This window comes from Candidatus Accumulibacter meliphilus (assembly GCF_036625345.1).
Taxonomy (GTDB): Bacteria; Pseudomonadota; Gammaproteobacteria; order Burkholderiales; family Rhodocyclaceae; genus Accumulibacter; species Accumulibacter meliphilus.
In genome coordinates, this window is sequence record NZ_JAZKTZ010000008.1 from 209,641 (window position 1) to 222,995 (window position 13,355).

Below are 13,355 nucleotides of genomic sequence, written 5' to 3' on the forward strand. Positions count from 1 at the left end.
CAGAGGCGCGGCGCAGCAAGCCGTCACCGCTCACTCTTTGTGGAGGTCAACAGTCATGCCCGGATCAGCCCAGCTTGTCAGTCGCGCACTTCTACTGGTTTCGCTCTGCCTCCTGCCTGTCGCTCAGGCGCTGGCTGTCGAACTTGAGCCGCAGCGCGACGTGCACGTGAGCTTCTCGACTGAAGGTAGCGAGAAGGGCGCCGGTTTCGTCGTCGGTGAGGTCAGCAAGGTGGGCAAAACGGCCACGCACGACTTCTCCTGCATCCTTCTCGACTTCGGCTTATTCACGCGCTTCGATCAGAAGGCTCCCGGGCAGCCGTCGCAGCGTCTCGGAAGGCTTTCTGTCGAAATCAAAGATCTGGGCTCGCAGACGCCTGTTGCCTACCGCAAGGCTTTGCCGTTTCCGGCCGGGATCCGCCTGGAAAAGATCAGCACCTGCGACAGCCAGGCGGCGAAAGAAGCAGCGAAAGATCCAGCGAAAGATCCAGCGAAAGAGCCCGCGAAAGAGCAGGAGAAAAAAGCGGGACCACCGCAGATCGTCTCGTTCAAAGTGACGCCTGATCGTGTTCAGCGCGGCGGCTCGGTGACTCTTTCCTGGGAAGTGCAGAACGCGGACGGCGTACGCCTGTTCGACGATTCCGGCGAGGTCGAGACCAGGAACATGGTGCCTGGCGCTCAGCGCGGCCGGCCGCTGTCGATCTCGGGTTCGGAGGCCCTGTCGATCGACAAGGCAACGACCTTCAGGCTGCTGGCGGTGGATCGTCAGGGGCGGCGGGTGGCGGCGACGACGACGGTTCGGCTGCTCAATGGACAGTCAGTCAGCTGCCGGATCTTCGGGAAAGTGAGCGGAACGCCGGTGCGCATTCGCCTCTCTCCCAAGGGGCCGCTGGAAACCTTCAAGCTGACGCACGTAGGGGTCTTCGTTCCCGGTGAAGGGCAACCGACACTCAGCACGCGAGTCAATGCGCAAGGAGGCTACAGTTTTCCGGCGGTACCCGGGAATCAGGAGTTTCGCGTCGTGCCTCTGGGGCCAAATTGGCTCTACGAGGACAGCAACGAGAGGGTGTCGTGCCTGGCGGGAAAATCGTTCAGGGTAGACTTTGCGATCAAGGGTGTGCGGGCCGACTGAGTGCTTGCGCTGCCCTGGATTTGAACGCCGTGTCGGGTGCCTGGCGAGGTCGCCGGACCTGGCAGGCTGGAGTGCACAAATCAGGAGGAAATACCTGTGCAGAACTATGACTATGATCTTTTCGTGATCGGCGCCGGCTCGGGCGGGGTAAGAGCTGCGCGCATGGCTGCCGGTTTTGGCGCCAGGGTGGCGGTCGCCGAAGACCGTTATCTCGGCGGCACCTGCGTCAATGTCGGTTGCGTGCCCAAGAAACTCTACGTTTACGCGTCCGAATTCGGCAAATCCTTCAAGGATGCGCGTAATTTTGGCTGGGCGAGTGAGACGCCCGCTTTCGACTGGGCAACCCTGCGCGACAACAAGAAAGCAGAAATCTCGCGCCTCAACGGGATCTATGACAAATTGTTGTCCGGGGTACAGGCCGAGGTAGTTATCGGCCGTGCGCGTATCGTCGACGCGCATGGCGTGGCCATCGGCGAGCGGCGCTACACGGCAGGCAAGATCCTGATTGCCACCGGCGGCTGGCCGCATATCCCGGACTTCCCGGGCAGCGAGCACGCCATCAGTTCCAACGAGGTTTTTGACCTGGAGACTTTTCCCAAGCGCCTGGCCATCGTCGGCGGCGGCTACATCGCGGTGGAATTCGCCGGCATTTTCAACGGCCTGGGCGCGCGCGTCACGCAGTTGTACCGCGGCCCCCTGTTCCTGCGCGGCTTCGATGCCGATATCCGGGCGCATGCTGCGCAGGAGATCGCCAGGACCGGCGTAGAGCTGCGCTTCGAAGTCAATGTCGAGTCCATCAGCGCCGGTCCCGGTGGCCTCAAGCTCAGTCTGAGCGACGATACGGCCATCGAAGTCGATGCCGTGCTCTACGCGACCGGGCGCAAAGCGAATCTGCAAGACCTGGGTCTGGAGAGCGTCAACGTGGCCCTCAACGACGATGGCACGATCAAGGTCGACGAGGATTTTCGCACTTCCGAGCCGAGCATTTTCGCCCTTGGCGACGTCACCGGCGGCATCGAGCTGACGCCGGTGGCTCTGGCCGAAGGCATGTCTTTCGCCAGGCGCCAGTTTGGCGGGCTGGAAAACACGGTCGACTATGACTTCATCCCCACGGCCGTGTTTTGCCAGCCGAATATCGGCACGGTCGGCTTTACCGAAGAGGAAGCGCACGCCAGGTTCGGTCACATCCGCTTGTTCAAGTCCACCTTCAAGCCCATGAAACACACCATCAGTGGGCGGGAAGAGAGGACTTTCATGAAGCTGATCGTCGATAAGGCCAGCGACCGGGTCGTCGGTGCGCACATGATGGGTCCGGACGCCGGCGAGATCATGCAGGGAATCGCCATCGCCATGCGCGCGGGGGCCACCAAAGCCGTTTTCGATACGACGATCGGCATCCATCCGACCGCGGCCGAAGAATTCGTCACCATGCGCGAAGCCTGGCGGGAAGACTGATGGTGCCTGTTTAATGCCTTGCCCACCCCTTTGTCGAACCCGAATATGGCATACAATAATTTCCGTCTGACCCGCAAGAACTACTGATTTTCAAACTCAACGAAGGAGAAACAAGATGTCGCATGCTGTCCCTAGTGTTACTTTCAAGACTCGCGTACGCAATGATGCCCTGGGTGGGCCGAACCCGTTCGAGTGGAAGGATCTGACCAGCGACGAGATCTTCAAGGGCAAGAACGTCGTCGTCTTTTCACTGCCCGGCGCATTCACGCCGACCTGCTCGACCTCGCATTTGCCGCGCTATGAGGCGCTCTATGACGAGTTCAAGGCGCAGGGTGTCGATGCCATTGTCTGTATATCGGTCAACGACGCCTTCGTCATGTACCATTGGGGCAAGAGCCAGAATGCCGAGCATGTCTTCCTGCTGCCCGACGGCAATGGCGAGTTCACCCGCAAGATGGGGATGTTGGTCGACAAGCACAATCTGGGCTTTGGCCAGCGTAGCTGGCGCTACTCGATGTATGTCGAAAACGGTGAAATCAAGCGCCTGTTTTCCGAAGAAGGTTTCACCGACAACTGCCCGACCGACCCCTTCGAAGTATCCGACGCCGACACCATGCTCAAGTATCTGAAGAGCCGCTGATTGAAGAGCCGCTGATTGAAGAGCCGCTGATCACCAGCGCCGGGGAACGGGAGGCCTTGTTACGCAGCGGCAAGCGTCGTGGTCCTTCCTTGTCCCCGCTGTGTCGTGTGCGCGACCTTTTTTACGTTACGGCAAAGCGCGTCAGGCGCACATCGACGGTGAGTGACAGGGTCGTCAACTCTGCCGCCACCGCAAGGCCCTCGGCACTGGCCCGGTAGAGGTGCGGGGTCATCGCCAGCAGGTCGGCAATCGTCTTCTGGCCCGCGAGGTCCAGCGAGTAACGCAGGTTTTCGCTGGCCAGGCTGGCAAAGCCGGGCGGTGCCAGCAGCTTGGCCGTAGCTTCCGGCTTCAACCTTGGGTAGATGATTTCGCGCAGTTCGCGCAGGTGATCCGGGCCGGCATCCACCTGCAGCAACTCGCCGTTCGGCTTGAGGACGCGGGCGAATTCGGCATGGACGGGAAAGCCGAACAGGCACAGCAGGCGGTCGATGCTGCCCGTCTGCACCGGCAAGTGGGCGTTGCTGCCGACGACCCAGTTCGGCCGCGGCTCCTGTTTCGCTGCCGCCAGGATCGCCCACTTGGAAATGTCCAGCCCGAGCAGAGCCAGCGTTTGTCCCTTCCCCGTCGCCGCTGCCAACCGGCGCAGGCAGTAGCCCTCACCACAGCCGGCATCGAGGCAAGCAGCCCTTGCCGTAGCGGGCAGATCCGCCAGTGCGGCCTCGCTGACTGCGGCCGCAATCGGCTGGTAGTAGCCAGCATTCAGAAAACGGCGGCGCGCAGCGACCATCTCCTTGCTGTCGCCCGGGTCGCGCGAGCGCTTGTGCTGCACCGGCAGCAAGTGGGCATGGCCCTGGCTGGCAATGTCGAAGCTATGCCCGGCCTGGCAACGCCAGGTCGAGCCGCACCGCTGCAGCGGTACGCCGTCGAGCGGGCAGGCCAGCGCCTGGAAGGGGGTGATGTTCATGAACGGTGGGGGCTGAAAGCCTTAGGAACGAGCTTGGTCAGTCGCGGTAGGTGGGCTTGGTGCAGGCGAGCGAACTCCCGGTGGCGCATTGATGAAGTGACGCGCCCTCGAGCCGGCCCGAGGTAGCGCGCGGCTGACGTCGGTCATTCTACGCCCGGCTACGCCCGGCGGATGCGCATATCGCATGCGATCGGCCGCCGCGCCTATTTCACCAGCGGGTGGCTGCTCAGCAAGAGGAGAAGCATCACCGCCAGAACGAAGGACAGGCCCTGCCAGAAGCGCAGCGGGTGGCGCTCGATGAGTGGCGGCGGGCGTTCTTTGAGCAGGACCAGGTTGGGGTGGCGGAGGTCGTGGGTGAACTCGGAGAGTTCCGCGTAGCGCTGGTTGGGGTCGGGGTGCACCGCTTTGGCCAGGGCGGCGTCGATCCAGGCCGGGATTTCGCGCTGTTCGTCGAGTACCGATTGGTAGCGCAGTTTTCTTTGTGCGGCCCTGCTTCTGGCCTTGGCGACCTCTGCCCCGTAGGGCAGTCGTCCGCAGAGCATCTGGTAGGTGATGACCCCCAGAGAGAACAGGTCGGAGCAGGGCAGGCCGGGTTCGCCGAGGAAGTATTCCGGCGCGGTGTACTGGACCGTGCCGAGAATGTGTGGCTGCAGGTTGGCCATTCCGGACTCGGCGAGTCCGGAGACGCGGGTGGCGCCAAAGTCGATGATTTTCACGGTGCCGGCAGCGTCGATCATGATGTTGTTCGGTCGCAGATCCTGATGCAGCATTTCCATTCGATGGAAGGCAAGCAGGCCTCTCGCGATCTGTTCGACGATGGCGCGCACCGTTTCCAGTTCCGGCGCGGGATTGTCGAGCATCCACTGCGCCAGCGTCTGGCCTTCGACGTATTCGGTCACGACATAGAGATAGTGGCGTTTGCGCGTCTGCGGACAGGGTTTCAGCACCTGCGCACTATTGATCCGCCGCGCGATCCACTCTTCCAGAATGAATCTCTCCAGATAGGCGGGGTCGTCGCGAAGATCGATGGACGGGGTCTTGACGATGACCAGCGCGCCGCTGTCGACATCCTCGGCGAGATAGACATGGCTGCGGCTGCTGCCGTGCACCTCGCGAATGATCCGGTAGCCATCGAAGATCATTCGCGGTTCGAGAACGGGAGCGGGTGGCAATTCCGCCCACTGCTGGTAGAGCTCGTTGGCGGCCTGTTGGGGCAGGGTTTCGATGCGCACGATCTGGGCGGTCAGATTGTCCTTGCTGCCGCGCGCATAGGCTTCCTCGGCAAGGCGTCTGGCCGCGGTGTCGAGATCGTCCCCGGCTTTCCTGAGGGTCTCGATGATGAACGCTGCGGGAGCGAATTCGTAGACGCCGTCGGTCGCCAGGATGAACAGGTCGCCTTCTTCGACCTGTAAGTCCAGATAATCGATTTCGAGTTGCGGGCTGATGCCCATGGCGCGGCTGAGATAGCTCTGATCGGCGGAAACGACCAGGCGATGATCATCAGTCAGTTGCTCCAGGTTGCCGTCGCGGAGGCGATAAACGCGGCTGTCGCCGATATGGAAGACATGAGCGGTGTTGGACTTGATGATCAGCGCGCTCAGCGTGCACACATAGCCACGGTCCATGTCGTAGCGGTACTGGCTGTTCCGGCTCTGCGCATAGAGCCAGGAGTTTGCTGCGGTCAACACGCGCTGCGCCGAGGACTTGACCGACCAGGCTTCCGAAGTGCAGTAGTAGTCGTCGAGAAAACTCTTGATCGCCGATTCGCTGGCTAGGTGGCCGACCTCGCTGCTGCTGATGCCGTCGGCCAGAGCGATGGCGATTCCCTTGCAACTGAGTTGCGGTTCGTCAGGAATATAAAGCCCGTGAAAATCCTGATTGATCTCCTTGCGGCCCTTGTCGGAGTACTGGCCGACGGAGAGAGTGAGCTTGCTGGGCATTGTGCGTGATTTGAGTGCGTGGCTGGCGTGGCTCGCGTGGCTGGAGGGTCTCGCCGCGCGCAGACGGCGAGACCCTCTCTCCGACCAGCGCTCAGGCGGCGTTGCGCTTGGCGCCGGTGTGCAGGCGGCCGGCGTAGTCGGTGTTGCGCTTCGGTGCCGTGCGCACGTGCGTCGAGTAGAGGGTCAGGCCGACGAAGGCCAGGCCGCCCACCAGGTTGCCGAGGACGGTCGGGATCTCGTTCCAGACCAGGTAGTCATAGATCGAGAAGTTGCCGCCCAGCATCAGCCCCGACGGGAACAGGAACATGTTCACGATCGAGTGCTCGAAGCCCATGTAGAAAAAGACCATGATCGGCATCCACATGGCGACCACTTTGCCGGTCACGTTGGTCGACACCATGGCGCCGACGACGCCCGTGGAAACCATCCAGTTGCACAACACGCCGCGGATGAAGAGGGTCAACATGCCGGCTGCCCCGTGGGCGGCGTAGCCGACCGTACGGCCTTCGCCGATGACGCCGATTTTCTGGCCGACGATATTCGGTTCGGTGCTGAAGCCATAGGTAAAGATGATCGCCATCATCACCGCCACGGTCATCGCCCCGGCGAAGTTGCCGACAAAGACCAGACTCCAGTTACGAAGAATGCCGCTCATGGTCACTCCGGGTCGCTTGTCGATCAAGGCCAGGGGGCACAGCGTGAACACCCCGGTCAGCAGGTCAAAGCCGAGCAGGTAGAGGATGCAGAAGCCGACCGGGAAAAGAATGGCGCCGGCGAGCGGCTGTCCGGTCTGCACATTGATGGTGATGGCAAAGGCGGCGGCAAGGGCGAGGATGGCGCCGGCCATATAGGCACGAACGAGGGTGTCGCGAGTGGACATGAAGATCTTCGCTTCTCCCGCATCCACCATTTTGGTGACGAACTCTGTGGGTGCTAGGTAGGACATGATGTGTTCCCCTGGGTGAGTGATTGAGCGAATTGATGAATGGGCGTCAGCGCCGATTGCTCGTTTCTGTCTCTGCATCAAGCAGCCATTCGCCTGACTTGACTCTCACAAAGCATGTAGCGTGCCAGCCAAAGAAAGCCCAGTAACGGCAAGCTTTCCATCGTCTCTGGCCGCCCTCCTCGAAGCGATCTACGCCCTCCCCTGGGGCGCTCCGATCCGCGCCGTGCCTGCTCCTGGTGCGGCACTGCAACAAGGCGCGACGGCAACGAAATCGCCGTGGTACATTGTTCGCGTCGCGCGCGCCGCCGCGTCAAGTGGCTTGCAGACGCGCAATTTGCTGCCGGGCACGAATACTGCTTGAGCTATCCGGTGGGCAAGAGGCATGAGCCTCTCTGCTGCTTTCAACCGAGCCACTTCCCCCTGACCAGGAGCAAGCCATGAATCGCATTGAAGTCACCGAAATGATCGTCACCGCCAAAATCCAGAAAGGAATGAAGTGGGCCGATGTGGCCAGGGAGGTCGGTCTGTCGAAGGAGTGGGTCACCGCCGGCTGCCTGGGCCAGATGACTTTCGACAAGGAGCAGGCGGCGACCGTCGGCAGGATCTTTGACCTCTCTGCCGAGGCCATTGCGCTGCTGCAGGTGGTTCCCTACAAGGGCTCTCTGCCAACTGCCGTGCCGGCAGACCCGCTGCTCTATCGCTTCTACGAGTTGATCAACGTCTACGGCACGACCTTCAAGGAGCTGATTCACGAAGAATTCGGCGACGGCATCATGTCGGCAATCGACTTCAACGTGAATCTCGAGCGGGAAGCGAACGCCGCGGGAGACCGCGTGAGCATCGTCATGTCGGGCAAGTTCCTGCCCTACAAGACCTACTGATCGCCTCGTTGCGCAGATTCGACGCTACCTCAGGCTCTGGCGGGCCTCTCGGTGTGGCGTGGGCGCCGCGAGTGACCTCGGGTTAGCCGATTAGTCAGCGCCGCGGCTACGCGAACCGCCCTGGCAGGACGGCTCCGGGGAGCGCAGCAAGCGTACGGCGAGAACCAGGACCCACAAGGAAAGAATCAATGTCGCGAGGTGTTCGAACAGGCCGGGAGCAGGCACCGGATTTCGCGTCCACGACATGAGCAGGAGGCAAGTCAGCGCCAGGGTCCCGCTGCCCATAGAGTACCAGCTCAGGGCCCGCGACCAGGCGTGGCGCCGGCAAGCGATGCCCCAGGCGAGGGCCGCCAGGATGCCCGCGAGGAAGCCCAGCGTGGCGAACAGCCGGTGTAATTCCTGGCTCGTCGAGAATCCCGCGCAGCCCGGGTCGCAGGCGAACACGCCGGCCCCTATCCGCCCGACGCCATCGAGCGCGAGGAGCACCGCCGCCAGCGTGCTCCATCCCCAGCCGCCGTCCCGAAAAGTCGCCAGTAAAGCCAGGGCGAAACAGACGTAGAGAAAACCGGTGAATCCGAAGGCCGCGATACGCATCATGAATTCTGTGGAGCTGCCATGTTCCGCGAGTTCGCTGATGTAGTGCGTGCGATGACTGAACTCCGGGCGCATCGCTCCTGCCACCCCGATGAGTGCCAGCCAAAGGAGCGGGCTCACGATGCCGCAAATGAGGCCAAGTTTTCGCAGGCTCATGGCAGCACCGCAACGCGTCGTCGGTCAAGACGGGCAACGGGGTGCCCGGTAGCACAGCAGGCGCAAGGCTGTGAAGCGAACTGCAGCAATCGCTCAGCTTTCACGCGCGCTCCGGATTGCCGCAACGTCGAGCATACGTATCCCGGACGGCCCCTGCTCGACGCAGGCGACCAACGCGCGCAGCATCTGCTCGCGCGTGACCAGGCCGAGACGTAGAGCCGCTTCTCGGGTCGCCGGCAGTCGTTCCAGGATTGCGTAGCAGGGAACAAGCAGAACCGGCCAGCGGTGGCCGGGACCCAGCACGTACCACGGACGGAGAATGGAGGCACTGATTCCACTCGAGCGAATACGGTCTTCGGCAGCTTGCCGCGCGGCGATGTAGGCCTGCATCAGCGGCGCGGGATGGGCCACGCTGACATAGACCAAGTGCCGAATGCCTGCGCGACGAGCAGCATCGAGCGCGGCGTCGACCGAGGCCAGATCCACGGCCTGGAAACTGGCGGTTTTCGCCGGACTGGGGTGGCGCGTACCGATCAAGTGCACCAGGGTGTCGGCCGCGATGGCACTTGCAAAGGACGCCGAATCCAGGGCGTCTCCCAATACCGTCTCCGCGCCAGGCGGGATGTGCTGTGCGCTTTCCTTTCGGGCGAGCGCCTGAACCCGATGACCACGCGCCAACAGAGCCGGAACGAGCGCGCTCCCCATATATCCGGTAGCGCCAGTAACGAAAACGGAGCGGAGCATCATCGGTGCCTCTGCGGTCTGAACCCTGGGGTCTGATAGTGTTCATCTGTCGCGCCAAAAGCGCTCAGCCTGACCGCCGGCGGCGCGTGGCAGAGGACTCTTGTTGGACGGATTGAATTGCCACGATGGCGGTCGCCATTCGGATTTTAAGGCCGCTTCGCGAGAGGTCAATCGCTTTGCATCTTTGCCGGGTGGAGCGATGCACGCTGATGGGCGAGCCTGGACGCTGCGGAAAGCCGTTGAACCCTGTGGTAGTGCTGAGCGGAGCGCCGGCTCAAGCCTGCCGGGTCATCCAATAGCAGGCTCCTCGCGGCCGTGGTTGCTGGTGGTCGGGCACGGTAAATCTGTTCTCCCTCTGGGATCAAGACGAGACGTGGCCGGTAGAGTTCTTGGTCATGCGCAGATAGTCGAAGACCAAGCGGATGTTGCGGTTGAGGCGGCGCATTTTCTCGGCAAGACTGGTTTTGTCATCGGCGAAGTGAAGGAGGATGCCGACGGCGAAGCGGCGCAGGCGTGACATATTCTCGGGACCGTGACCGGTGCGAATCCGGCTGCGGTCTTCGTCGTAATTCCAGTCGATGACGTAGTGACAGCGGTTTTCAATCGACCAATGGCCGCGATTGATGGCGAAGAGTCGCTGCGGGCTGGCCTGTTCTGGAGGGCGACTGGTGACTCCGAGAGCGGTTTCGAGCGTACGCTTGCCACTTTTCTTGTGCACCACCTCGCGCTCCACCAGGTAGGTCGCCAGCTTGCGCTGTGTCAGCAGCGCGTTGGCGGTGATGTCCTTGCCCTGAATATCGATCGCATCGAGCAGGGGCATGAACATCCCGATTTCATTGGTCTGCTTGAGCTCTTCACCGCCATTTACGGGCAAAGTGCCGACTTTTTTTGGGTGTAGCACACGCCGGTCTGATGCCCAACCGCGCTCATGATGTGCGTTTGCTGCCCGTGCTCGTCATGGGCATTGCACATGGTCTTGCCGTCGACGGCAAGACTGGGATCATCTTGAGCGTAGGCCTTGTTCCACTGCTGATACGCTTGGTCGAGCGCCGTGGGATCGACGCGGATCAGGACGTCACGGATGATGAACTCACTCGGTACGCGGTAAATTCCCTTCTCGCGGCGACAGCGGAAGCGTTCGCGCGCTTTGGGTTTGAGGTCTTGTGCCCAACCGGCGATGGCCTTGTAGCCGCGCATTCCGCACAACACCGCCGCGGTGGCGATGGCCAGAACGGCAGGCAGGGGGTGGCGCCTCCCTTGCGCGCGACGCGGATCGGTGATGTCGGCAAAGAGATCGGGGAGAGTGCGCATCTGTTCGGCGGTGAGCATCATCCTGGGCGCTCCTATGCGATAGTGGGGGTTGAGTATCGAACGGGAAAGTTGGGCGCGAGCATCGGCCTGCAATGGGCGAACGAAGACGCCTTTGGGCGACGCAGGGTGGGCGCTGTAGCCTTCTCGGGTCCGGTCAAAGCCTTGGGTCCGCCCCAGAGGCGTCCAGTTCGCGGCCCGATAGACGGCCCCCTGGAAGCGCGATGGGTCGACAAAGGTCTCCAGCAATAACAGGGGTTTCCTGAAATGGGCCTGCCAGTCCTCTGCGAGCCGTCGCTCACAGAGCGAGAGCACCTTGGAGCCGAGATTGGAATAATGCCAGTCGGGAAGGATCAGAAAGCGACTGTTGTTGGCGACCAGGCCCAGGCGATCGTACTGATGCCGATAGTCCCAGCCGATCCAGCGGTCACGAACGCCGCATTTCCAGGCCGCCGCGGAGAAACTCAGCAAGGCCGCCCACTCTTCGCCGTGCGTAGCCACGTACCAGAGCGTGTGCCCGATCTTCGCCAGATCGCCCAGGTAGTGATGCTCTGCCATCAATTTCCGATAGCGAGCCTCTTCGCTCTTGCCCACCAAGCGAACACGCAATGCACCAAGAACGCTTTCCATGCGCCATTTATACGGACTTTCTGAGCAGATGTTCAGGGGGAAAACTAACTGCTTGATTCCCTAGGCGCTACCTGAGAGGACAAATCCACCCTCAACTGGCGGGAAATTACGGTTGACTTTGGGCGGAATGTGCAGGGATACTCCGCGAAAGGTGGTTGAATTTCCTCTCCTTTTCCCGAACGCTTGATGATCTCGTTGGTCTAGAAGCTTTGTTCGGGATGACCAAACAATAGCGCTGACACGTTCTGCTGGGTTTGTGAGAAAAGAGCAGCCGCCATACTGAGTGGTTGACCTTGCTGTGACTTGATTGCTGTTCACTGCTTATGAGGCCGATCAGTTGATCAGGCATGGGCCACAAAGCTGTTCTCATATCGTTACGATTCTCGCCAGGACCGAAGCTGGTTCAATGGTGACGACGCAGGTGGAGCAGTGTTAGTATCCGCAGCCAGGGGGGTTAAATGGCAGATATCGCATTTGAATGGGTCGTATCTGAATCGCAGTTGTCCGAGCAGGTCACTGCGATCGAGGTGGATGGCGGCACTGTCGAAGACAGCGGCGTGCCCTTTCGGCCCGGGCCTGGAGAGGAAGCGGACTACCAGGCCGCCAACTTCGAGCCACTGACCGTAATCGTCGCGGTCGCTTCCATCGCATTCATCGCGCAGGTAGTTCACAAGATGATGCGAGATCACAATGTGCGCGGAGGAACGATCGTCGACACGCGGAGCGGAAAGTTGCGGATACGACCGGTACCCACGATGGCGACCGGTCGGCTGGTGATCGTCGAGAATGCGGGGACGACGATCTTCGATAAGGATGAGGCAAACGCAGGTCAGAAATTGCTTTCCGAGATCCTCACAAGGGGCGGCAAGATACAGGGAAGTTGATGGGGAGCTTCTGCCACGTCTCGATGCTAATCGAGCTTGATCAAGAGTGGTGGTGGCCAGCCCCGGAAGCCCTCACGGACACGGCGAACTATTTCCCGCGCCGCTCGCGGACCTATCTCCACGAGTCGATTCACTTTTGGCAGCAGCTGAGCCATGGCTACCTATTCGCGCTCGCCGAGGAAGACTGGCATCAGTTGCGCCGCTGGGAACAAGGCGGCGCAGCCGAGCTCGGGCCGCTCCGAGCACGCTTTCAACAGCCGGCGGGGCAGCACGGATTCTCTCCTTCGGATATCTGTGAGTCACTCGCTCGTTTTTGGGAAGTAGTCGCCGTCGGTCCGAGAACCATCCTCGCCGAAGCAATTGCAACCGAGCGGAAGCGCAGGATAGACGGCGTGGTGCCAAACGACTGGCTGGAGGCGGCACGAGATGCGGAGACATGGGCTGGCCTCGAGATCGCGATCGAACTGGGCGGCACCTACAGCACGCCGTATCTCGTGGCGCAGCATCAGCTCGGCAAGACGACGAGCCAGGTGCTTTTCCCACTGCTCGCGCATTTCTCGCTAAAGACGCACGAACCGGTCGAACTCTTCGAACGCTTTCTAATCCAGGTGGCACCGCTGGCAGGCGAGCACCTGTCGGCCAGCGGGGCCGAGGGAAGTCTTTGGCAACGCCCGGAGACGGTCGCCTCGCTATTCGACTTCGTGCGCCGAGCATGCGCAGACGTGGCTCGAGAAGCTGGCCAGCAGGGGCTCGTCGATGCCGCGACATTGTTTCGCAATAGCCCGTTGCAGGATAATGCGGTATACGCGTCCTGCTTCGATTCGTTAGCGAACGTCGATCGCGACGGCGATATCGACATTGCGATTGCAATGCCTGCCGGGCCAGGTTTTCGCCAGCGACTTGCGCGTGAGTTGCCGCCACCCTGCGTTCGTTTTCGAGACCGCCATCTGCCCATCCGGCAGTTGCTTCTTCCTGATGGCGCACCGGAACAGGCCGCCGCGAAAACCCTGGCCGAGAGTTGCCTCGAACTACAGGAGCGCTGGGTGAGTTTTCAGGACGCATTGCGGCGATAACACAAGCACCT

General features: G+C 61.5%; 13 protein-coding genes. 6 read left to right on the plus strand and 7 right to left on the minus strand.

Annotated elements, in window-relative coordinates:
* The first annotated feature begins 55 nt into the window (after positions 1 to 55).
* From V5B40_RS17515 to V5B40_RS17525, 3 genes are all read left to right on the plus strand, one after another.
* The gene (locus V5B40_RS17515) at positions 56 to 1,129 is read left to right on the plus strand and encodes a hypothetical protein (protein WP_332355685.1); all 1,074 of its coding nucleotides are present in this window, start codon (positions 56 to 58) and stop codon (positions 1,127 to 1,129) included.
* A gap of 96 nt (positions 1,130 to 1,225) precedes the next feature.
* Positions 1,226 to 2,584: a glutathione-disulfide reductase gene (gene gor / locus V5B40_RS17520; RefSeq protein ID WP_332355686.1), complete on the plus strand. Its 1,359-nt coding sequence runs from the start codon at positions 1,226 to 1,228 to the stop codon at positions 2,582 to 2,584.
* Between the two features lie 115 nt (positions 2,585 to 2,699).
* Positions 2,700 to 3,224: a peroxiredoxin gene (locus V5B40_RS17525; RefSeq protein WP_332355687.1), complete on the plus strand. Its 525-nt coding sequence runs from the start codon at positions 2,700 to 2,702 to the stop codon at positions 3,222 to 3,224.
* A 121-nt stretch (positions 3,225 to 3,345) separates the two neighbouring features.
* On the opposite strand, the gene V5B40_RS17530 is transcribed toward V5B40_RS17525, so the two are convergent.
* From V5B40_RS17530 to V5B40_RS17540, 3 genes are all read right to left on the minus strand, one after another.
* Positions 3,346 to 4,188, minus strand: a complete 843-nt coding sequence (locus tag V5B40_RS17530) for a putative RNA methyltransferase (RefSeq protein ID WP_332355688.1) — start codon at positions 4,186 to 4,188, stop codon at positions 3,346 to 3,348.
* A 203-nt stretch (positions 4,189 to 4,391) separates the two neighbouring features.
* Entirely contained in the window at positions 4,392 to 6,128 is a 1,737-nt protein-coding gene (locus V5B40_RS17535) for a bifunctional protein-serine/threonine kinase/phosphatase (protein WP_332355689.1), read from the minus strand.
* A 91-nt stretch (positions 6,129 to 6,219) separates the two neighbouring features.
* Positions 6,220 to 7,074 (minus strand): formate/nitrite transporter family protein, encoded by an 855-nt coding sequence (locus V5B40_RS17540; protein WP_332355691.1) that lies wholly within the window; start codon positions 7,072 to 7,074, stop codon positions 6,220 to 6,222.
* A gap of 437 nt (positions 7,075 to 7,511) precedes the next feature.
* Here V5B40_RS17540 and cynS point away from each other — a divergent pair, with 437 nt between their 5' ends.
* On the plus strand, positions 7,512 to 7,955 hold the full coding sequence (cynS, locus tag V5B40_RS17545; RefSeq protein WP_332355692.1) for a cyanase: 444 nt from the start codon (positions 7,512 to 7,514) through the stop codon (positions 7,953 to 7,955).
* A 90-nt stretch (positions 7,956 to 8,045) separates the two neighbouring features.
* On the opposite strand, the gene V5B40_RS17550 is transcribed toward cynS, so the two are convergent.
* From V5B40_RS17550 to V5B40_RS17565, 4 genes are all read right to left on the minus strand, one after another.
* The gene (locus V5B40_RS17550; protein ID WP_332355693.1) at positions 8,046 to 8,705 is read right to left on the minus strand and encodes a DUF998 domain-containing protein; all 660 of its coding nucleotides are present in this window, start codon (positions 8,703 to 8,705) and stop codon (positions 8,046 to 8,048) included.
* A gap of 93 nt (positions 8,706 to 8,798) precedes the next feature.
* A complete protein-coding gene (locus V5B40_RS17555) occupies positions 8,799 to 9,452 on the minus strand; it encodes an SDR family oxidoreductase (protein WP_332355694.1) in 654 nt (217 codons plus the stop codon).
* Between the two features lie 358 nt (positions 9,453 to 9,810).
* Positions 9,811 to 10,323 (minus strand): hypothetical protein, encoded by a 513-nt coding sequence (locus V5B40_RS17560; RefSeq protein ID WP_332355695.1) that lies wholly within the window; start codon positions 10,321 to 10,323, stop codon positions 9,811 to 9,813.
* Positions 10,314 to 11,387 (minus strand): Druantia anti-phage system protein DruA, encoded by a 1,074-nt coding sequence (locus tag V5B40_RS17565; RefSeq protein WP_332355696.1) that lies wholly within the window; start codon positions 11,385 to 11,387, stop codon positions 10,314 to 10,316. The genes V5B40_RS17560 and V5B40_RS17565 overlap by 10 nt, the downstream gene beginning before the upstream one ends.
* A 458-nt stretch (positions 11,388 to 11,845) precedes the next feature.
* Between V5B40_RS17565 and V5B40_RS17570 the strand changes: the two genes are divergently transcribed.
* Positions 11,846 to 12,271, plus strand: coding sequence for a hypothetical protein (locus V5B40_RS17570; protein ID WP_332355697.1), 426 nt, complete (start codon positions 11,846 to 11,848; stop codon positions 12,269 to 12,271).
* A complete protein-coding gene (locus V5B40_RS17575) occupies positions 12,271 to 13,344 on the plus strand; it encodes a hypothetical protein (RefSeq protein WP_332355698.1) in 1,074 nt (357 codons plus the stop codon). Before V5B40_RS17570 ends, V5B40_RS17575 begins: the two co-directional genes overlap by 1 nt.
* Positions 13,345 to 13,355 lie beyond the last annotated feature (11 nt).